The following is a 20,027-nucleotide window of genomic DNA, read 5'->3' on the forward strand; positions in this document are numbered from 1 at the left end:
CGTCAGGTCGGTTGCTGCACGACGATGGACGGGAACTTCCCGGCCATGTCGCGGGGAAGCGCCGCCACGCCAGCTGCCAGCTTGCGGGCGATGCCGCGATACAGCGCCGCGGCTTCGCTGCCCGGATCCGACACCACGGTCGGCGAACCGGCATCGGTCTGCTCGCGGATCGCCAGCGTCAGCGGCAGGCTGCCCAGCCAGGGCGTCTGGTATTGCTCCGCCATGCGCTGGCCGCCGCCCTCGCCGAAGATATGCTCGGCATGGCCGCATTGCGAGCAGATGTGGATGGCCATGTTCTCGACCACGCCCAGGATCGGCACATCGACCTTCTGGAACATGCGCAAGCCTTTGCGCGCGTCCAGCAGCGCCACGTCCTGCGGCGTGGTGACGATGACGGCGCCCACCACCGGCACCTTCTGCGCCAGGGTCAGCGCCACGTCGCCCGTGCCGGGAGGCATGTCGACGATGAGGTAATCAAGATCGCGCCAATTGGTCTGGCGCAGCAGTTGCTCCAGCGCCTGCGTCACCATTGGGCCGCGCCAGATGGCGGGCGAGTCGGCGTCGATCAGGAAGCCGATGGAGTTGGCCTGCAGGCCGTGGCCCGTGAGCGGCTCCATGCTCTTGTTGTCCAGGCTTTCGGGACGGCCCGAGATGCCCAGCATGGTCGGCACGCTGGGGCCGTAGATGTCGGCGTCCAGCACGCCCACCTTGGCGCCTTCCGCCGCCAGGGCCAGGGCCAGGTTCACGGCCGTGGTGCTCTTGCCCACGCCGCCCTTGCCGGACGCTACCGCAATAATGTTGCGCACATTGGGCAAGGGCTTCAGCCCTTTCTGCACGGCATGGGCGGCGACCTTCCAGCTCACCTCGACCTGGGCGTCGGCCACGCCGGCCGCGGCCAGCGCCGCCACGGCGATATCGCGGACCTGGGTGCGCGCGGCATCGGCCGGATACCCCAGCTCGAGCGCCAGCGAAACCCGTCCGCCTTCCAGCTTGATGTCACGATCTTTTACAGAAACGCCCAAATCCATACCGGTATTCGGGTCCTGCGCGGCGCGCAGCGCGGCGCGAATTTGTTCTATCGTTATACTCATGTCACTATGGTTCCGTAGGCAGCGCGGCTTCTGCGGCCCGCCATCCCCTAAAGGATAGCGGATACCCGGGAACCTTTCCCTGCGTTTTGCATCCGATCTTCATGACCAACACACTTATCCGCTTCTTTCGTGCCGTCCTATTCGCCGCCCTGGCCTTGATCGGCATGGCGATGGCGCTGGTGTTCATGCTTTCCACGGCGATCGCCGTGGCGATCCTGTACGTGGTCGCCAAGGTGCGCGGCAAACCTTTCGGCGTACGCGCCTATTGGAGCCAGCGCCAGGGCGCCCGCCCGGGACCGTTCCAGTCCGCCACCGCCCCCTTCGCCACGCAGCCGCGCGGCGACGTGATCGACGTCGAAGCCCGCGAAATCCGCTGACGGCGGCTTTCCAGCATGCTTGCGCCGCCCGCGGCGCAAGCGGACCGTGGGCTTGTGCGTCCGCGCGGCGGAATTGCCGTGTATTCGCGCCCATCCCCGCATTCTTTCGCAACCCGCCTGATTCGCCTGCCGCGAAGGGCGGGTTGAGCCATTGACGGGCCGCTGTCCGGCAAGTCTGCGCGCTTGCCCTAAAATGGCCGGCCTACCCCTTTTTTCCCTCAACCTCCAAAGACAACCATGTCTCGCACCCTTTTTGTCACCACAGCGCTGCCCTACGCCAACGGATCTTTCCACATCGGCCACATCATGGAGTACATCCAGGCCGATATCTGGGTTCGTTCGATGCGAATGGCGGGCCACACGGTGCACTTCGTGGGTGCGGACGACGCGCACGGCGCGCCGATCATGCTGAAGGCGGAAAAGGAAGGCATCACGCCGCAGGCCCTGGTGGCGCGCTACGCCGCCGAGCGCCCGCAGTACCTGAACGGCTTCCACATCCGCTTCGACCACTGGCACTCGACCGATTCAGCCGAGAACGTCGCGCTATCGCAGGACATCTACCGCGCGCTCAAGGCACAGGACCTGATCGAAACCCGCTCCATCGAGCAGTTCTACGATCCGGTCAAAGGCATGTTCCTGGCCGACCGCTACATCAAGGGCGAATGCCCCAAGTGCCACGCCAAGGACCAGTACGGCGATTCCTGCGAAGTCTGCGGCGCGGTCTACGCGCCCACCGAGCTGATCAACCCGTACTCGGCCCTGACCGGCGCCACGCCGGTGCTGAAGTCCTCGGACCACTTCTTCTTCAAGCTGTCCGATCCGCGCTGCGTGGAATTCCTGCAGCAATGGACCACCGGCTCCAACGCCGCCGGCGGCAAGCATCTGCAGCCTGAAATGCTGGCCAAGACGCGCGAGTGGCTGGGTTCGGACGATGGCGAGGCCAAGCTGGGCGACTGGGACATCTCCCGCGACGCGCCCTACTTCGGCATCGAGATCCCGGACGCGCCGGGCAAGTATTTCTACGTCTGGCTGGACGCGCCCGTCGGCTACCTGGCCTCGCTGAAGTCGTATTGCGCGGTCAAGGGCATGGACTTCGATGCGCTGCTCGATCCTGCCGGCCCCACCGAACAGGTCCACTTCATCGGCAAGGACATCGTGTATTTCCACGCGCTGTTCTGGCCCGCGATGCTGAAGTTCGCCGGCCGCAAGACGCCTGACGCCGTGAATGTGCACGGCTTCATCACCGTCAGCGGCGAAAAGATGTCCAAGAGCCGCGGCACCGGCATTTCGCCGCTGCGTTACCTGGAACTCGGCATGAACGCCGAATGGATGCGCTACTACATCGCCGCCAAGCTGAACGCCCGGGTCGAAGACATGGACTTCAACCCCGAGGACTTCATCGCCCGCGTCAACAGCGACCTGATCGGCAAGTACGTCAACATCGCCAGCCGCGCCGCCAGCTTCATCACCAAGCATTTCGATGGCGTCCTCGGCTATTCGGGCGACACCTCGGCGCTGGCCGCGGAGTACGCCGAACAGGCGGAGTCCATCCGCGCCGCGTTCGAGGCGCGCGAATATAACCGCGCCATCCGCGAAATCATGGCCTACGCCGATCGCATCAACCAGGCGTTCGACACGGCCCAGCCCTGGGTGCTGGCCAAGGGCATCGCCACCGCCGATGACGCTCAGAAGGCCGCCCTGCAGGACATCTGCTCGCGCTCGCTGGCCGGCTTCAAGGCCTTGTCCGTGATGCTGGCGCCGGTGCTGCCGGCGCTGTCCGAACGCGTGGCGCTGGAACTGTTCGGCGCGCAGGCGCCTTTCACCTGGGCCGATGCCTCGGTGCTGCCGCAGCGTGTGGCGCCCTTCAAGCACCTGATGCAGCGCGTCGAACCGCAGATGCTGGAAGACCTGTTCGAGCCGCCGGCCGCCCCCGTGGTGGTGCCTGGCGGCGAGCCCATCGCCGAGACCATCTCCATCGACGACTTCGCGCGCGTCGATCTGCGCATTGCGCAGATCGTCAACTGCGAACACGTGGAAGGCTCGACCAAGCTGCTGCGCCTGACGCTGGACGCGGGCGAAGGCCGTCACCGCAACGTGTTCTCGGGCATCAAGTCGGCCTACAAGCCGGAAGACCTGATCGGCAAGCTGACCGTCCTGGTGGCCAACCTGGCTCCGCGCAAGATGAAGTTCGGCGTATCCGAAGGAATGGTGCTGGCCGCCAGCCATGCGGATGAGTCCGTGGACGCCGGCATCTACGTGCTGGAACCCTTCCCCGGCGCCAAGCCCGGCATGCGCGTGCGCTGATCCCGCGCCCCCGCTGAATGCAAAAAGCCCGCCAGTTCAAATCGGCGGGCTTTTTGTTATTGAGCGCGGTACATCAGGCCTTGCTGGGCGCCAGCGCCGGGTCCAGCGAAATGCGTTCGTCGAAGACGAAGCATTTGCCGTCATAGCCGGGACCGCCGGTTTCCTCGAAGTACTTGAGGATGCCGCCATCGAGTTGGTAGACGTGCTCGATGCCGGCCTCGTTCATGTAGATCGCGGCCTTTTCGCAGCGGATCCCGCCGGTGCAGAAACTGACCACGGTCTTGCCTTCCAGTTCGGCCCGGTGCGCCTGCACCGCCGCAGGAAATTGCGTGAAGCGTTCAATGCGCCAATCGATGGCGTTCCTGAAGGTGCCTTCGTCGACCTCGAAGGCGTTGCGCGTGTCCAGCATGACCACGGGCCGTCCGGCGTCGTCCATGCCGGCCTCGAGCCAGCGCGCCAGCGTCTTCGCATCCACGCCGGGCGCGCGTCCCGCTTCCGGGCGGATCGCCGGATGATTCATGCGGATGATCTCGCGCTTGATCTTCACCAACAGCTTGCGGAACGGCACCGCCGCGCTATGGCTGAACTTCACTTCCAGGTCGGCGAAGCGCGGATCGGCGCGCAGGGTGCGCAGAAACGCGTCGATGCCATCCGCCGAACCCGCCAGGAACAGGTTGATCCCCTCTTCGGCCAACAGGATGGTGCCCTTGAGCGCGGCCAGGCCTGCCTCGTCCAGAAGGCGGGCGCGCAACTCGGGCAGAGCATCCAGCGAAACGAATTTGTAAGCGGCGATATTGACGACGGAAGTCATGGAAAAGCGGAAAAAAGCGGGCGGCGAAAGGCGTAATAGTAATCGCTGGGCGGTTTTCCCCGCCCGCCGCCCCGTTTGATCCGGCTCAACGATTGACGATTTCCTGCTCGACCACCGCGTCCAGCACCCACTGCAACGTCGACGCGTCGGCCGGCGGATTCGGGTTGCGGACCTCGACCACGCGCAAGCGGTAACGCACGCCAGGCTGGAAGTTGAACCCCGTGATTTCGCCGTACCAGAGCTGCCAGGGCTGTCCGGCGCTGTCGCGCACCTGGTAGCACATGGCGCGGCCCGCGCCGGCGGTGCAAGGCACGCGCTCCGAATTCACGTAGACCAGCTTGGTCGGTCCCTGCTGGCCGCCTGCGATGGGATCGGTGCGGCGTCCGAAGTCCAGCCTGTCGCCCGAGCTGAGCACCCAGGTCATACGCTGCGGATTGTTGGCGTTGTCCACCGACGTGGCGGTGATGCTGGTCAGCGCAGCCAGGAAATCCTGCTCCAGCTTCATGTTCTGCGGCGCGCAGGCCATCATGGTCGACACCGGGCGCCCCTGCACGATCAGCAGGCCGTTGGCAACGGTATAGGAGCCGTTGTACTGGTTGCAGCCGGAGAAACCGGAAATGCGCGGCGCCCCCTGGTCATGGACGAAGCTCGCCGTAAGCGGGCGCGAATTGGAAGAGGGATGCGGAATCTGCCGCAAGCCGCCGCCGGGCAAGGTCCAGCGCGCCAGATCCCAGCTGGTCTGCGCCAGCATGTCGGAAGCGGAAGCGGGCTGAAAGCGCGGATCCTGGCCATCCGCGGCACGCTTGGGCGGCGCCGAGCAGGCGGCCAGGCCGATGGACAACAGGCAAGGCGCCAGCCAGCGCAAAGACGCGGGAAGGGGCATGAGGGTCTCCGAAAAAGCGAGGAATGCAGCGCCCGCGCAAGGCGGCGGGCCGGACCACGCCATTGTAGGCGCGGCCTGGCGCCGTTATTCGCGGCTTAACACTCTTTGATACGCGGTCCGCTGGCTACGTCAGGGGGTGGGCGGATCCTGGCGCCGCGCGAACTCCAGCACGTCGCCGCCGCGCAGATTGAAGGTCAGGTGCCGCGGCGCGCCGCCGTTGTCCAGCGTGAACGTGTCGATGGACGCCAGGCCGCGCAGATAGTCCGCTTCGAGGCGGGCGCGTTCCGGCGCGGGGCAGGCCATGCGCGTGGCGGCGGGCGCGTCGATGTAGAGCTTGCCGCCTTCGAGCTTGTAGGTGCCCATGTAGCGGTTGCAGCCGGAAAAGCCATTGACGCGATATTGCTTGCCTTGCGCCAGGAAGGTCAGGCGTACCGGTTCGCCGTTGTCGCCATGGGGAATGTCGCGTAGCGCGCCGCCCGCCTGCGTCCAGCGCACCAGTTCCCAACTGGTCTGGGCCAGCGAATCCGCGCTGCTGGCGGCGTTGGCCGCAGCTGCGCCTTGCGGGCGCGCGCCGCCAGTCGATCCGGCGCAACCGGCCAGGGCCGCGGCCAGCAGAGCCGGAGCAATCAAGCGGCAACGCGTGGACAAGAGCTTGGACATGTACGGGACTCCATCAATTACACATCCCTCGACTGTAACCGCCCTTTCGGTCCAGCACGCGTGTTCTAAGCCCATAAGCGGTATCCAAAAGCAGCACGGCAAATGCATGGCCACGCTCCAATTGCATGGCCTTGCTGCATCGAACGCCCCATGGCGGCGGCACACATCGACGCGCAGAATCAGTACAGATCGTCACCCGTGCCTGGCCGGCATGCAAGGCGCGGCAGCCGATCGCAACGACCGCAGGCGCAGGTGTCCGGCTCCTCACGGGGGCCAAAAATAAGATCAATCCGGGGGAGACACGGCGATGGGCTTTTTGAGAACCTTGTTGGCATTGTCGGTGGTGCTGGACCATCTGGGCGCAGGCGCCACCGATCATCTGGTGGGCGGCCGTCTCGCGGTACAGCTGTTCTACGTCATTTCGGGCTTCCTGATTTCCTATGTGCTCACCGCCACCGACCACTATCAAGGCGCGGTGGGCAAGTTCTATGCAAACCGCTTCCTGCGGCTGTTCCCGATCTATCTGGCCGTTGCGGCGCTGACGCTGGCCGCGCACGTGATGAGCGGCGGCGCATTCTTCCGCATCTACGACGCGCTGCCCTTCAGCGCCGAACTGTTCCTGGTGCTCTCCAACATTTTCATCATGGGCCAGGACTGGCTGATGTTCTTCGGCATCGAACATTCCGCGCTCAAGTTCACTGGCAACTTCGCGCACAGCGAAGTCCCGCTTTACGAAGGGCTGCTGGTGCCGCAGGCCTGGACCCTGGGCGTGGAGATGAGCTTCTACCTGGTCGCTCCCTTCATCCTGCATTCGCCGCGCCGGCTGCTCGCATTGCTGGCCGCATCGCTGGCGTTGCGCGGCGTGCTGATCGCCACCGGCATAGGCTTGGGCGATCCCTGGACGTATCGGTTCTTTCCGACCGAACTCGCCCTGTTCCTGCTCGGTTCGCTGTCGCACCAGGTGCTTTTGCCGCGCTATAAGGCCTGGACGCAACGGATCAAGCGCCTGCCGGAAATCGGCACGGCCGTGCTGGCGGTCTACTGTGTGCTGCATTTCTCGATCGCCATGAACCAGACCGTGCGCGACGGCCTGGCCGTGCTGCTGTTCGGGGCGCTGCTGCCGCTGGCCTTCCTGTTCCAGTCGCGCCACAGGCTCGACAAGGCGATCGGCGAGTTGAGCTACCCGATCTACATCTGCCATTCGCTGGTGATCATGTTCTTCAAGTGGCTGCTTGAAGAAGCGCATCTGGACCAGCCGCTGCTCTTCATGGCGCTGGTGATCACGAGCACCATCGCATTCTCGGCCCTGCTCAACAGCGTGATTGCGGATCCCATCGAGCGTCTGCGCAGCCGCCTGCGCACCGACGACCGCGATCCCGCGCCCGCGTCCGACACCCGGCGGCGCCCCGCTGGCGCGCCCGCGCAGCCCCTCGGGTCTATTCGCCGCGTGCCTTGATGTAGGCGGCCAGCACTTGTTCGATCTGCCGTTTTTCCTGGGAGCTCAGGCGCGCATAGGTGGCATAGGAGATGGATTCGAACGGCCAGGCGGCGGGGAGCGCCACACGCTCCGCGCCCGCCTGGATGACGCCCGGCTCCGGGTTCAGCATCGGCCCCTCGCCGGTGCTGAGCCACATGGGATTGACGCATAGCGCGCGGGTCAGCTTGATGAGCGCGTCGCTGGATGGCCGCCGGCGCTGCCCGCTCTCGTAGTTGCCGATAGCGCTTTGCGACAGGTTGCTTGCGACCGCCAAGTCCTTTTGAGTCCATCCCTGAAGCATTCTTGCGTTGCGCAGACGATGGCTAAACGTGTCCAATCGATCAACCTGAGACATTAATAAGAATTTATTTATTTGATTAAAACATCTCAATACTGGCGCCAAATAAACGGATTACACCCGAATTGCGGGGCTAATCCGTAAATCGCGCCACGTAGCCGACTGCGCGCGCTTCAAGCCTGTTCCAGGCGCCTCGAAGCGCGTCGATGCGCCATCAAAAAGACCATATCTATCATTGGCTTGCATTTTCCACATCGGTATTGCCGCGCAGCTGCATCCCCTGTCATGCAAGCGTGCCGCGGCGGCAAGAGCGTGGCGAGTTTAGGGCGTTTCACGTATTCAAAATCGAAAATAATGTATCGGCGATACATAATGCGTTAACACCCGCTTCCCAAAACAAACAGTATTTCAAGCGTTTCCATAGCGCTGCCCCTGCGCTTTCTGTTACTGTCAGAAACTACAGAAACGTATCTTCACAAAAAAACACGCCCGTGTTTAAATGAAACACGGGCGTGACTTCCAAGCAGCATCGAAGCATGGGCGGCCATCGGCGTAAGCACGAAACCAGGGGCAATCCCCCCCGGCCTCGCGCCCATCCGAACAACACCGCCCGGCGCTCTCGCGCCTCGGCGCGCAGCACAGGGAGACGGGTATGACACGCAGCGCCCCGCCTAGGCATCAGGCACAGCCGCCCAGGCCTGTCTCCTCATTGGAAGCATCAATGAACAACACGCTGGATGTCATATTTCTGGGCCACGACGACGCCAGGCATGCCGGACTCATCGAAGCCCTTTCGCACCTGGGTTTCAATGTGCGCCGCTGCCATGACCTGGCCGACGTCTACGACAGATACTCGCGCCGCCCCTGCCCGCTGGTGGTGCTGAAAGCGCCCCTGCCCGACATCCACAATGCCGCCGTCCGGCTGCGCGCCGTGGACCGAGGCCTGGGCATTGTCGCCATTGCCGCATTCGCCGATGCCGAAAGCCGCATCCGTACGCTGCTCTGCGGCGCGGATGCCTGCCTGCCGCCGGACGTATCCGGGCTGGAGCTGGCGGCGGCGCTGCAGGCGCTGGTGCGCCGCGCCGTGGGCCTGGACGGCGCGGACGCCGCATCCGACGGACACACGCTGGATGAATCCATGCACGACACCTGGCGCCTTGCGAACAAGGGTTGGACCCTGATCAGCCCCACGGGCCGCACGCTGGGGCTGACCACCGGCGAGCGCGACTTCCTGTCACGGCTGGTCAACGCGCCCGACCGCAAGGTCAGCCGCGACGCCTTCTACGCGGACGGCGCGGACGAGGCCGACAGCGGCATCTCGCGGCGCCGCTTCGTGGACGTCATGATCAGCCGCTTGCGGCGCAAGGCGGCGGCCAACGAGATGACGCTGCCGATCCGCGCCGTGCATGGCTGGGGCTACATGTTCGCAGCGGACATCACGCTGGACCTGGAATTTCGGGTATCTGGGGAAGAAAGCCGCCTGGAGGCCCAGGGCGACTGGCGCCGAGAAACGGCGGACGCGAACGCGTCCATCTGAGGTCCGGCCCGCAACGGGCCAGGACGAAAAAAACGCGGCGCTGCCTCGAAAGGTAAGACGCCGCGCTAAAACAACACGTGAGCCTGGAGTCATCAGCCGGCACTGATGCCTACTACCTGGATCACGCGATTCCAACATTCGTGCCTCATACTGCTCACGTACGGTCAGACCGTGAACCTGGGCGGGGTCTCTAGTCCCTGCACAGGCTGCAACGTGATCAACGCCAGGCGATTCGTCCGTTTGCTAAAACAGCGGCCGTCCCGCCCTTATCAGCGGCGTTCCTCATGGATAGCCGCTTGATGCACGAAGTTTAGGACCTCGGGCAGGTTTGCAGTAATTCTTTGTTGATAGCCTTCCATACATATCTGGTATAGCGCGGCACGCCCCCTACAATGCCGCCAAAGGACTTGGGATCCGTTCCCGCCAAAGCCATGCCCACACTACCCGTTCCCCTCAAGCACCGCTTGCGCAAGCTGCTGGCGCTGTTTCCGCCCAACTGGTGCCTGGCCATCCTGGTGGCGCTGGACGGGTACGCCTTCATGCATCCGGTGCTGCGCGAGGTGCGGGCGCGCGAATACGGATTCTGGCTCGCCATCGACAACTGGCATGAGGTCATGCGCGTGGTGGGCCTGCTGGAGATACCGCGCCTGGTGTTAGGCGTGGGGCTGCAGGTCATCGCGCTGGGACTGATCCTCAAGGCGCGCATCGCCTGGGCGTTCTCACTGGTGCTGCTGATCGGCGTGGGCACCTTCGCCATCATGGGAGACAGCGGCCGCGCCGGCCTGGGCATCTATACGCTGGTCCTGGTCATCGCGCTGATCGCCTACTGGCGCCGTTTCGACCGCGCCAGCGTGACCGCCGGCTCGCTGTTCGCCCTGGTCAGCATGCTGTCGCTGCTGATCTACGCGGTCTTCGGCACGCTCTATCTGGGCAATGAATTCAATCCGCCCATCACAGACGCCACCACCGCGCTCTACTTCTCCATCGTATCCATGTCCACGGTCGGTTATGGCGACATCACGCCGCACACCGGAACCGCGCGGCTGTTCACCGCGTCGATTATCATCCTGGGCATCACCATCTTCGCCACCTCCATCAGCGCGATCGCCGGGCCGGTGATCGGCGGCAATCTGAAACGGCTGGTCAAAGGCAGGTTCTCCACCGCCATGCGCAAAAATCACATCATCATCGCGGGCGCGACGCCCCTGGCCATGAGCGTTTACGACGGCCTGCGGCGCCGCGGCGACGAAGTCACCGTCATCGTGCCTCCTGGCGTGCCGCAGGAATATCCGGCGGCCACGGACCTGATCGAAGGCGACCCGTCCAGCGTGGATGTGCTGCACAACGCGGGCGTGACCCGCGCGCGCTACGTGCTGGCGCTGCGCGACGACGACGCCGAGAACGCCTTCATCGTGCTGGCCGCGAAGGAAGCTTGCGGCGAAAACGGCGCCAAGACGGTCGCGCTGGTCAACACCAGCAAGCATCTGGAGAAGATCCGCCGGGTGAATCCCGACCTGGTGTTCTCCGTGCAACTGCTGGGCGCCGAGCTGCTGGCCCGCGCCATCAACGGCGAGCCCATGGACAGCCAGAGCATCACCGACCTGTTCTTCGCCAAGGCCGCCCCCAACGGCAAAGCCGCCTGAAGACTACGCGTCGCCGGGCGGTTCATGCCCGGCGTACCAGCGCACGAACTCGGCCGACGGCATCGGCCGCGCAAACAGATAGCCCTGGATGAACGCCACGCCGCGCGCCTTCAGATAGTCGAACTGATATGGCGTTTCCACGCCTTCCGCCACGACCGACAGCCCCAGACGGTGCGCCAGCGTGATGATGGCGTCCAGCACTGGCGCTTCCTCGCCCGCGGGCCCGATGGCCTGCACGAAGCCCTGGTCGACTTTCAGGTAGTCCACCGGAAATTTCTGCAGGTACGACAACGAACAGTGGCCGGTGCCGAAGTCGTCGATCGCCACGCGCAGGCCCTGGGCGCGCAAGGCATCGATGTTGCGCCGTGCCTGCCCGTTGTCCATGATCAGGCTGCGCTCGGTGATCTCCAGCACCACCAGCGGATGCCGCGCCGCGATCTTGGCCGCGAAGGCCTGGACGTCGGGCAGCAGTTCCACGCTGGATAAGTGTTCGGCCGCGATGTTCACGCCGATGTGGAAATCCGGCGGCGTGGGCCAGGTCCGCATGTCACGTTCGATCAGCGTGAGCAGATGCTGGGTCAGCGGAATGATCATGCCTTCGGCCTCGGCCTCGGCGATGAAGACGTCCGGGCGCACCGGCCCGATGCCCGGCCTCTCCCAGCGCATCAGCGCCTCCACGCCCTCGCAGCGGCCCGTGGCCTGCCCGTACACGGGCTGGTAGTGCACCAGGAACTCGCCAGCCCGCATGGCGCGGCGCAGGCGTTCCTTGAACGAACGCCTGCTGACCTGCAGCCGGTGCGTGGCCACGGCCAGGCCCAGCCCGAGCAGCAGCGCCACCGGCAGATACGTCGCCATGGACCGGGACCACGCGCGCACCAGGGTCTCTGGCGGCGCCAGGACGTTGACTCTCAGGCCCGTCGCGGTGGCATCGTCCTCGTCGCGCAGCGGCACCGCGCGCGCCGCCGCGCCGCCCCAGGAATCGCTGCGTATCGGCGCGCCGTTCCTGCCGACGACCAATTCCAGCTGCAGGTCGTCCATGGTGGCCACGGCATTCACCAGGTCCTGCACGTAGCGGCCATCCACCACCACGATGCCGCCATGGCCGTCGGCGCCGGACTTGCCTATGAGGATGGCCGGCCGCTCCGGCGCCAAGGGCGTGCCGGCCACCGAGATCTGCCAGTGGTCCGACACGATGTTGATTTTCCACTTGCTGAAATCGTCGAGCGAGGCGTCCACGGCGCCTACCGCCGATGAGCAGTAGACGCGCTGGTTACGTACCAGGACCAGGGAACGAAAATACGGATTCAAGGTGCCCCAGCGCTGCAGCATGGGCAGCACCTCGTCACAAGGCTTGCCCGCCTGTTCCGCCACCCGCCCCAGCATGTCCTGGGATTGGATGAGGATGCTCTCGGCCTGGGCGCGCACGATGCGCGCGGCGGTCTCGCCTTCGAGCCGCTGTGCGTTGTGCGCTTGCAGCCATGTCCAGCCAACACAGGCCAGGATGGGAAGCACCAAAGCCAGGGCCACTGGCAGATAACGCCAGGACGGTGTGTGGCCAGTCACTCCCGATGTCGCCATGTCACCTCGCCGCGTAGGTCGTGCATGGCCGCCGCGCGACCAACTCTGGATAGGACACCAAGCCGGGCGCAGCGTCAAGGAACTCCGGGGCCCTCCGTCACGCAGGGCTCTGGCGCAGAAGCTCGCAGATCAGCGCCACATGCGCCTGCCGCCGCTCGGGCAGGTCGATGCGCTCGTCAGGTCCCATCAGCGCAGACATGACCAGGGTATGAACGATGGGCGACAGCAGCAGCCAGGGATGCTTGAGCGCGACGCAATCGGCGCACAGGCCGCGGTCGCGCGCGCGCTCCAGCAGCCGCGCGATGTCGGTTTGATGCGCCTGCGCGGTCTCCTGCCGCCAGCGCGCGGCCAGGTGGGGCACGCGCCCGCTTTCGGCCAGCAGCAGCCGCATGGTGCTGATCATGGCCGCGTTTCCGAGGCTGACGTAGAGATGATTGACGATGCGTTCGGCCAGATGGCGCGGCGACTGGGCGCCATCCACCACCGCCTCGATGTCGAGCCGCGAGGGGCTGAGGTGGCGCGTCAGCAGGGCTTCGAAGACCGCTTCCTTGCTGTCGAAATGCGCATAGAGCCCACCCTTGGACAGGCCAGCCCGCAGCGCGATGTCATCCATCCTGGCGCCGGCATAGCCCGCCTGCGAGAACTCCTGGAGCGCGGCATCGAGAATCTGCCCGATCCGCACCACCGGAGGAAGACGACGGCGCTGCATGACCATCCTTCTGCTCCCTGTATATGTGCAATTCATTAAAAACCGACCAGTCAGTCGCTACTTTGATTCTGATCAAGGAATGCGTAGCCGCCGCACTGCACAATATCTGCAAGCATGAACCCGGTATCGGGTCCGCCCCGAAGGCGGCGTCACAAGCCTGCCCTGGGACGCGCCCGGCCCCCGCGCTGGAGAGACCCCGCATGACACTCCGCCCGTTTCCGGCCACGATCGCCACGCGCCTCGTTCCCGCAGCCCTGCTGACGCTGCTGGCCAGCGGTTGCGTGTCCATGGCGCCCGACTACGAACGCCCCGCGCTGCCCGTGCCTGCCGCCTATACAGCCCCAGGGCCCGAAGCGACCGCGGCCAACGCCGCAGCCGCCGCCGAAATCGGCTGGCGGACCTACTTCCCCGATCCAGCGCTGCAGACGCTGATATCCACCGCTCTGGACAACAACCGCGACCTGCGCCGCGCCCTGCTGCGCGTGGAAGAAGCGCGCGCGTTGTATGGCATCCAGCGCGCCGACCAGTTCCCCACCATAGGCGTGCAAGCGGACGGCTCCCGCGCCCGTGTACCGGGCGACCTGAACCTCACGGGACAGCCGCTGGTCTCCAGCCAATACCAGGTGGGCCTGGGCATGGCCAGCTGGGAGCTGGACTTCTGGGGCCGCGTGCGCAGCCTGAAGGACGCCGCCTTGCAGAATTACCTGGCCTCGGATGCGGCCGCGCGGGCCGCGACGCTGAGCCTGGTCGCCGAAGTGGCGGACAGCTACCTGTCCTTGCGCGAACTGGACGAGCGCCTGGCGCTGACCCGCGAGACCATCGCCTCGCGCGAAGAGTCGCTGCGCATCTTCCGCCGCCGCTTCGAGGAAGGCGCAATCTCCAAACTGGACCTGACCCAGGTCGAAACGCTGTGGCAGCAGGCCAAGGCGCTGGGCGCGGACCTGGAACAGACCCGCGCCGCCCAGGCCAGCGCGCTGGAGCTGCTGGCGGGCGCGCCGCTGAACCTGCCCAAGCTGCCCACGCGCCTGGACGACAACGCCGTCATGCGCGAGTTGCCGGCGGGCCTGCCCTCGGACCTGCTGGTCAACCGTCCCGACATCGTCGCCGCCGAACATCAGCTCCAGGCCGCCAATGCCAACATCGGCGCGGCCCGCGCCGCCTTCCTGCCGACCATCACCCTGACCGGCGCGTTCGGCACCGCCAGCAGCGAGTTGGACGGCCTGTTCTCGGGCGGCAGCCGCGCCTGGAACTTCGCGCCCAGCATCAGCCTGCCGATCTTCGACGGCGGCCGGCGCTCGGCCAACCTGGACCTGACCGAAGCGCGCCGCGACCAGGCCGTGGCCGCCTACGAACAGACCATACAGACCGCCTTCAAGGACGTGTCCGACGCGCTGTCCGCGCGCTACTGGCTGGCGGAACAGGTGGACGTGCTGCGCGCCACCGTGGCGGCGCAGAACGAACGCGCCCGCCTCGCCCAACTGCGCTACGACCATGGCGCCTCGCCCTATCTGGAGGTGCTGGACGCGCAGCGCGATCTGCTGGCGGCCCAGCAGAAGCTCGCGCAGACGCGCCGCGCCCTGCTGTCCAGCCGCGTGCGGCTGTATGCGGCGCTGGGCGGCGGCACGCAAGCGCCGCCCGCGGCGCAGACCGCCTCCGCGCCAACCGCCAGCCCCCGATAAACCAATAATCAAGGATCCCCGATGCGCCTGCCCACCCGAAAACTGGTCCCTGTCCTGATCGCCCTGGCGGTTGCCGCCGGCGGCTACTACGGCTGGCGGTTGCTGTCCGACAGCGGCCCGGGCGAGGGATTCATCAGCGGCAACGGCCGCATCGAAGCCACCGAAATCGACGTGGCTGCCAAGCTGGCCGGCCGGGTGCAGGAAGTGCTGGCGGTCGAAGGCGACTTCGTCGCCGCCGGCCAGCCGCTGGCGCGCATGCAGATCGACACTTTGCAGGCGCAGCGCGAGGAAGCGCGCGCCCAGCATCAGCAGGCCGTCAACGGCGCGGCCAGCGCCAGCGCGCAGGTCGCGCAACGCGAGAGCGACAAGCTGGCTGCAGAGGCCGTGGTGGTGCAACGCGAAAGCGAACTGGACGCCGCGCGCCGCCGCCTGGCCCGCTCTGAGACGCTGTCCAAGGAAGGCGCCTCGTCCATCCAGGAACTGGACGACGACCGCGCCCGCGTGCGCAGCGCACAGGCCTCGGTGCATGCCGCGCGTGCGCAGGTGAAGGCCGCGCAGGCCGCCATCGACGCCGCGCGCGCCGCCGAGGTCGGCGCGCAATCCGCCGTCACCGCCGCACAGGCCACCATCGCCCGCATCGAGGCCGACATCGCCGACAGCGAGCTGCGCGCCCCGCGCGACGGCCGTGTGCAGTACCGCGTGGCACAGCCTGGCGAAGTGCTGGGCGCTGGCGGCAAGGTGCTGAACATGGTGGACCTGGCCGATGTCTACATGACGTTCTTCCTGCCCGAGCAGGCGGCCGGCCGCGTGGCGCTGGGTCAGGACGTACGCATCATCCTCGACGCCGCGCCGCAATACGTCATCCCCGCCAAGGTCTCCTTCGTGGCCAGCACCGCGCAGTTCACGCCCAAGACGGTGGAGACCGCCAGCGAACGGCAGAAGCTGATGTTCCGCGTCAAGGCCCAGATCAGCCCCGAGCTGCTGCAGCGGCACTTGAAGCAGGTCAAGACGGGCCTGCCGGGCGTGGCCTGGCTGAAGCTCGATGCCGACGCGCAATGGCCCGCCAATCTTGAAGTCAAGGTGCCCTGATGACCTCCCCGGACACCGCGCCCGTGGTGACGCTGTCCGGCGTCAGCCTGCGCTACGGCAAGACGGTGGCGCTGGACGGCATCACCCTGGACATTCCCGCCGGCCGCATGGTCGGGCTGATCGGCCCGGACGGCGTCGGCAAGTCCAGCCTGCTGGCCCTGATCGCGGGTTCGCGCGCGGTGCAGGAAGGCAAGGTGGACGTGCTGGATGGCGACATGGCCAGCCGCGGGCACCGCGACGACGTGTGCCCGCGCATCGCCTATATGCCGCAGGGCCTGGGCAAGAATCTCTATCCCACCCTGTCGGTCGAAGAGAACCTGCAGTTCTTCGGCCGCCTGTTCGGCCATGACGAAGCCGAGCGCCGCCGCCGCATCGACAGCCTGACTCGCAGCACCGGCATGTCGGCCTTCCTGTCGCGCCCGGCCGGCAAGCTGTCCGGCGGCATGAAGCAGAAGCTGGGTCTGTGCTGCGCCCTGATCCACGACCCCGACTTGCTGATCCTGGACGAGCCCACCACCGGCGTGGATCCGCTGGCGCGCGCGCAGTTCTGGGACCTGATCAACGAGATCCGCCGCGAGCGCAGCGGCATGAGCGTGATCGTGGCCACGGCCTACATGGACGAGGCGCAGCGCTTCGACTGGCTGATCGCCATGGACGAAGGCCGTGTGCTGGCCACCGGCACGCCCGCCGAACTGCAGCAGCGCACCGGCGCGGACTCGCTGGAAGCCGCCTTCATCTCCTTGCTGCCGGAAGAAAAGAAGCGCGGCCACAAGCCGGTGGAGATCGTGCCGCTGGCCATCGACCAAGACGCCGAGATCGCCATCGAGGCGCGCGACCTGACCATGCGCTTCGGCGATTTCGTCGCCGTGGACCACGTCAACTTCCGCATCCGCAAGGGCGAGATCTTCGGTTTCCTGGGTTCCAACGGCTGCGGCAAGTCCACCACCATGAAAATGCTGACCGGCCTGCTGCCGGCAAGCGAAGGACAGGCCTGGCTGTTCGGCGCCGAGGTCGATCCGCGCAACATCGATACCCGCCGCCGCGTGGGCTACATGTCGCAGGCGTTCTCGCTGTATGGCGAACTGACCGTAATGCAGAACCTGGTGCTGCACGCGCGCCTGTTCCACGTTCCGGAGGCCGAGATTCCGGCGCGCGTGGACGAGATGGTGCAGCGCTTCGACCTGGGCGAAGTGCTGGACACCTTGCCCGAGAATCTGCCCATGGGCGTGCGCCAGCGCCTGTCGCTGGCGGTGGCCATGGTGCACAAGCCCGAACTGCTGATCCTGGATGAACCGACCTCGGGCGTGGACCCCGTCGCGCGAGACAACTTCTGGCGCCTGCTGATCGCGCTGGCGCGCCAGGACCAGGTCACCATCTTCATTTCCACGCACTTCATGAACGAGGCCCAGCGCTGCGACCGCATGTCGCTGATGCATGCGGGCAAGGTGCTGGTCAGCGCGTCGCCCGACGAGATCACGCGCATGCGCGGCGCGCAGACGCTGGAGGAAGCCTTCATCGCCTACCTGATCGACGCGGGCGCCGGCACCAAACCAGAAGACGCCGACGCGCAAGCCGCTCCCCCCTTGGCGTCCGCCTCCGCCGAAACGCCGGAACACCGCGGCTTCAGCCTGCAGCGCATGCTGAGCTACATGTGGCGCGAATCGCTGGAACTGCGCCGCGACCCGGTGCGCGCCACGCTGGCCCTGGCCGGTTCGCTCTTGCTGATGTTCGTGATGGGCTTTGGCATCAGCATGGACGTGGAGGACCTGCGCTATGCGGTCATGGACCGCGACCAGACCGGCCTGAGCCACAACTACAGTCTGAACCTGGCGGGCTCGCGCTACTTCATCGAACATCCGCCCATTTCCAGCTACGAGGAGATGGACGCGCGCATGCGCAGCGGCGAGCTGTCGCTGGCCATCGAGATACCGCAAGGCTTTGCGCGCGACGCGGAGCGCGGCAACGGCGCACAGATCGGCGTCTGGATCGACGGCGCCATGCCGCAGCGCGCCGAGACCATCCGCGGCTATGTGCTGGGCATGCACCAGGGCTGGCTGATGCAGCAGGCGCGCGAACGCCTGGGCTCGGACGCGACCCTGCCGGTCAGCATAGAGACGCGCTTTCGCTACAACCCGGATGTGCGCAGCCTCCCCGCCATGGTGCCCGCCGTGATCCCGCTGCTGCTCCTGATGATGCCGGCGATGCTGACGGCGCTGGCGGTGGTGCGCGAAAAGGAGCTGGGTTCCATCATCAATCTGTACGTCACGCCCGTGACACGGCTGGAATTCCTGCTGGGCAAGCAGGCGCCCTACGTGGCGCTGGCCATGCTGAATTTCCTGCTGATGACGCTGCTGGCCGTGACGCTGTTCGGCGTGCCCATCACCGGCAGCTTCCTGACCCTGCTTGCCGCCGCGCTGATCTACAACGTGGTGGCCACCGCCATCGGCCTGTTGGCCTCCACGTTCACCCGCAGTCAGATCGCGGCGCTGTTCTTCACCATGATAGGCACCCTGGTGCCCGCGGTGCAGTTCGCCGGCCTGCTCAACCCGGTGTCGTCGCTGGAAGGCGCCGGCCGCCTGATCGGACAGGTCTACCCCGCCACGCACATGCTGACCATCAGCCGCGGCGTCTTCAGCAAGGCCCTGGACTTCTCCAACCTGCAAGGCTCGTTCTGGCCGCTGCTGATCGCCATTCCCGTCATCCTGGGCGCCTCGGCGCTGCTGTTGAAGAAACAGGAGACCTGAGATGCGGCACCTGGCCAATATCTACCGCCTGGGCGTGAAGGAGCTGTGGAGCCTGGCGCGCGACCCGATGATGCTGATCCTGATCCTCGTGTCGTTCACGCTGATGATCTACACCGCCGCCACGGCCGTGCCGGAAACCTTGCACAACGCCCCCATCGCCGTGGTCGACGAGGACGTCTCGCCCCTGTCCGCGCGCATCACGTCGGCCTTCTATCCCCCGCACTTCACACCGCCGGAAGTAACGACTTCGGCCGAGGCCGATGCCGGCATGGACGCGGGGCGCTACACCTTCTCGGTCAACATCCCGCCCAATTTCCAGCGCGACGTGCTGGCCGGCCGGCCCGCTGAAATCCAGCTCAACGTGGACGCGACCCGCATGAGCCAGGCGTTCACGGGCAGCAGCTACATCCAGCAGATCATCAGCGACGAGATCAACGAGTTCGTCAAACGCTACCGCGCGCCCACCGAACTGCCGGTGGAGCTGGCGGTGCGCATGCGCTTCAACCCCAATCTGACCCAGGCCTGGTTCGGCGCGCTGATGGAGATCATCAACAACGTCACCATGCTGTCCATCATCCTGACCGGCGCCGCGCTGATCCGCGAACGCGAGCACGGCACCATCGAGCACCTGCTGGTCATGCCGGTGACGCCGACCGAGATCATGGTCGCGAAGGTCTGGTCGATGGGGCTGGTGGTGTTGGCATCTGCTGGGCTATCGTTGACTTTCGTGGTACGCGGCTTGCTGCAAGTGCCGATCGAAGGATCGGTGGCGCTGTTCCTGGTCGGGGCGGCGCTGCACCTGTTCGCGACGACCTCTATGGGCATATTCATGGCCACGCTTGCGCGCAGCATGCCGCAGTTCGGCATGTTGCTTGTACTAGTGCTGCTGCCCCTGCAAATGCTGTCGGGCGGCACCACGCCGCGCGAAAGCATGCCGCAGTTCGTACAGGACATCATGCTGGCCGCTCCCACCACTCACTTCGTGGAACTCGGCCAGGCCATTCTCTACCGCGGCGCGGGCTTGAGCGTCGTGTGGCAACCCTTCCTGGCGCTGGCGCTCATAGGCTCGGTCCTGTTCGCGTTCTCGCTGGCGCGCTTTCGCAAGACCCTCAGCCAGATGGCTTGAGGCCTGTGTGTTCGTTACCCC

Annotated in this window: 16 protein-coding genes; 9 read left to right on the forward strand and 7 right to left on the reverse strand. The window is 65.9% G+C overall.

Annotated features, from left to right (window positions below):
• Window positions 1-2: 2 nt before the first annotated feature.
• Complete coding sequence (gene apbC / locus IB259_RS14570) at window positions 3-1,091, reverse strand: iron-sulfur cluster carrier protein ApbC (RefSeq protein WP_054452002.1); 1,089 nt, start codon at window positions 1,089-1,091, stop codon at window positions 3-5.
• 101 nt (window positions 1,092-1,192) lie between these two features.
• Between apbC and IB259_RS14575 the strand changes: the two genes are divergently transcribed.
• Together IB259_RS14575 and metG are read left to right on the forward strand one after the other, a co-directional pair.
• On the forward strand, window positions 1,193-1,468 hold the full coding sequence (locus tag IB259_RS14575) for a hypothetical protein (RefSeq protein ID WP_006226181.1): 276 nt from the start codon (window positions 1,193-1,195) through the stop codon (window positions 1,466-1,468).
• A 237-nt stretch (window positions 1,469-1,705) separates the two neighbouring features.
• Window positions 1,706-3,772: a methionine--tRNA ligase gene (gene metG, locus IB259_RS14580; RefSeq protein ID WP_054452003.1), complete on the forward strand. Its 2,067-nt coding sequence runs from the start codon at window positions 1,706-1,708 to the stop codon at window positions 3,770-3,772.
• A gap of 73 nt (window positions 3,773-3,845) precedes the next feature.
• On the opposite strand, the gene IB259_RS14585 is transcribed toward metG, so the two are convergent.
• The 3 genes from IB259_RS14585 to IB259_RS14595 form a co-directional block, all read right to left on the reverse strand.
• Window positions 3,846-4,583, reverse strand: coding sequence for a sulfurtransferase (locus IB259_RS14585; RefSeq protein ID WP_054452004.1), 738 nt, complete (start codon window positions 4,581-4,583; stop codon window positions 3,846-3,848).
• Between the two features lie 85 nt (window positions 4,584-4,668).
• Window positions 4,669-5,466, reverse strand: coding sequence for an META and DUF4377 domain-containing protein (locus tag IB259_RS14590; RefSeq protein ID WP_054452005.1), 798 nt, complete (start codon window positions 5,464-5,466; stop codon window positions 4,669-4,671).
• 129 nt (window positions 5,467-5,595) lie between these two features.
• A complete protein-coding gene (locus IB259_RS14595) occupies window positions 5,596-6,126 on the reverse strand; it encodes an META domain-containing protein (RefSeq protein ID WP_054452006.1) in 531 nt (176 codons plus the stop codon).
• A gap of 307 nt (window positions 6,127-6,433) precedes the next feature.
• On the opposite strand from IB259_RS14595, the gene IB259_RS14600 reads away from it, so the two are divergent.
• On the forward strand, window positions 6,434-7,582 hold the full coding sequence (locus IB259_RS14600) for an acyltransferase (protein WP_119450331.1): 1,149 nt from the start codon (window positions 6,434-6,436) through the stop codon (window positions 7,580-7,582).
• Here IB259_RS14600 and IB259_RS14605 read toward each other — a convergent pair.
• The gene (locus IB259_RS14605; RefSeq protein ID WP_119450332.1) at window positions 7,563-7,958 is read right to left on the reverse strand and encodes a helix-turn-helix domain-containing protein; all 396 of its coding nucleotides are present in this window, start codon (window positions 7,956-7,958) and stop codon (window positions 7,563-7,565) included. The two genes, IB259_RS14600 and IB259_RS14605, sit on opposite strands and share 20 nt — an antisense overlap.
• A 664-nt stretch (window positions 7,959-8,622) precedes the next feature.
• Between IB259_RS14605 and IB259_RS14610 the strand changes: the two genes are divergently transcribed.
• A complete protein-coding gene (locus IB259_RS14610; RefSeq protein WP_119450333.1) occupies window positions 8,623-9,438 on the forward strand; it encodes a response regulator transcription factor in 816 nt (271 codons plus the stop codon).
• A gap of 431 nt (window positions 9,439-9,869) precedes the next feature.
• Window positions 9,870-11,081, forward strand: coding sequence for a voltage-gated potassium channel protein (kch, locus tag IB259_RS14615; protein WP_054452010.1), 1,212 nt, complete (start codon window positions 9,870-9,872; stop codon window positions 11,079-11,081).
• Between the two features lie 3 nt (window positions 11,082-11,084).
• On the opposite strand, the gene IB259_RS14620 is transcribed toward kch, so the two are convergent.
• Together IB259_RS14620 and IB259_RS14625 are read right to left on the reverse strand one after the other, a co-directional pair.
• Window positions 11,085-12,659 carry a cyclic diguanylate phosphodiesterase gene (locus IB259_RS14620; RefSeq protein WP_192329374.1) on the reverse strand — a complete coding sequence of 525 codons (1,575 nt, stop codon included), beginning with the start codon at window positions 12,657-12,659 and terminating at the stop codon, window positions 11,085-11,087.
• Between the two features lie 97 nt (window positions 12,660-12,756).
• Window positions 12,757-13,374, reverse strand: a complete 618-nt coding sequence (locus IB259_RS14625) for a TetR/AcrR family transcriptional regulator (RefSeq protein ID WP_054452012.1) — start codon at window positions 13,372-13,374, stop codon at window positions 12,757-12,759.
• A 194-nt stretch (window positions 13,375-13,568) separates the two neighbouring features.
• On the opposite strand from IB259_RS14625, the gene IB259_RS14630 reads away from it, so the two are divergent.
• The 4 genes from IB259_RS14630 to IB259_RS14645 are packed head-to-tail and all read left to right on the forward strand — an operon-like array spanning window position 13,569 to window position 20,006.
• Window positions 13,569-15,047: an efflux transporter outer membrane subunit gene (locus IB259_RS14630; RefSeq protein WP_192329376.1), complete on the forward strand. Its 1,479-nt coding sequence runs from the start codon at window positions 13,569-13,571 to the stop codon at window positions 15,045-15,047.
• 21 nt (window positions 15,048-15,068) lie between these two features.
• Entirely contained in the window at window positions 15,069-16,136 is a 1,068-nt protein-coding gene (locus IB259_RS14635) for an HlyD family secretion protein (RefSeq protein ID WP_054452014.1), read from the forward strand.
• Complete coding sequence (rbbA, locus tag IB259_RS14640; protein WP_192329378.1) at window positions 16,136-18,880, forward strand: ribosome-associated ATPase/putative transporter RbbA; 2,745 nt, start codon at window positions 16,136-16,138, stop codon at window positions 18,878-18,880. The genes IB259_RS14635 and rbbA overlap by 1 nt, the downstream gene beginning before the upstream one ends.
• Before the next feature lies 1 nt (window position 18,881).
• Window positions 18,882-20,006 (forward strand): ABC transporter permease, encoded by a 1,125-nt coding sequence (locus IB259_RS14645; protein ID WP_059371289.1) that lies wholly within the window; start codon window positions 18,882-18,884, stop codon window positions 20,004-20,006.
• Window positions 20,007-20,027: the final 21 nt, after the last annotated feature.

The organism is Achromobacter sp. ACM04 (assembly GCF_014851465.1).
In the GTDB taxonomy this organism is placed as follows: domain Bacteria; phylum Pseudomonadota; class Gammaproteobacteria; order Burkholderiales; family Burkholderiaceae_B; genus Achromobacter; species Achromobacter aegrifaciens.

Coding starts and splice junctions, on each gene's coding strand:
- IB259_RS14585 (WP_054452004.1), bottom strand. CDS start 4,583: ATGACTTCCGTCGTCAATATCGCCGCTTACAAATTCGTTTCGCTGGAT.
- IB259_RS14625 (WP_054452012.1), bottom strand. CDS start 13,374: ATGGTCATGCAGCGCCGTCGTCTTCCTCCGGTGGTGCGGATCGGGCAG.
- IB259_RS14600 (WP_119450331.1), top strand. CDS start 6,434: ATGGGCTTTTTGAGAACCTTGTTGGCATTGTCGGTGGTGCTGGACCAT.
- IB259_RS14645 (WP_059371289.1), top strand. CDS start 18,882: ATGCGGCACCTGGCCAATATCTACCGCCTGGGCGTGAAGGAGCTGTGG.
- IB259_RS14620 (WP_192329374.1), bottom strand. CDS start 12,659: ATGGCGACATCGGGAGTGACTGGCCACACACCGTCCTGGCGTTATCTG.
- kch (WP_054452010.1), top strand. CDS start 9,870: ATGCCCACACTACCCGTTCCCCTCAAGCACCGCTTGCGCAAGCTGCTG.
- metG (WP_054452003.1), top strand. CDS start 1,706: ATGTCTCGCACCCTTTTTGTCACCACAGCGCTGCCCTACGCCAACGGA.
- apbC (WP_054452002.1), bottom strand. CDS start 1,091: ATGAGTATAACGATAGAACAAATTCGCGCCGCGCTGCGCGCCGCGCAG.
- IB259_RS14630 (WP_192329376.1), top strand. CDS start 13,569: ATGACACTCCGCCCGTTTCCGGCCACGATCGCCACGCGCCTCGTTCCC.
- IB259_RS14590 (WP_054452005.1), bottom strand. CDS start 5,466: ATGCCCCTTCCCGCGTCTTTGCGCTGGCTGGCGCCTTGCCTGTTGTCC.
- rbbA (WP_192329378.1), top strand. CDS start 16,136: ATGACCTCCCCGGACACCGCGCCCGTGGTGACGCTGTCCGGCGTCAGC.
- IB259_RS14575 (WP_006226181.1), top strand. CDS start 1,193: ATGACCAACACACTTATCCGCTTCTTTCGTGCCGTCCTATTCGCCGCC.
- IB259_RS14635 (WP_054452014.1), top strand. CDS start 15,069: ATGCGCCTGCCCACCCGAAAACTGGTCCCTGTCCTGATCGCCCTGGCG.
- IB259_RS14595 (WP_054452006.1), bottom strand. CDS start 6,126: ATGTCCAAGCTCTTGTCCACGCGTTGCCGCTTGATTGCTCCGGCTCTG.
- IB259_RS14605 (WP_119450332.1), bottom strand. CDS start 7,958: ATGTCTCAGGTTGATCGATTGGACACGTTTAGCCATCGTCTGCGCAAC.
- IB259_RS14610 (WP_119450333.1), top strand. CDS start 8,623: ATGAACAACACGCTGGATGTCATATTTCTGGGCCACGACGACGCCAGG.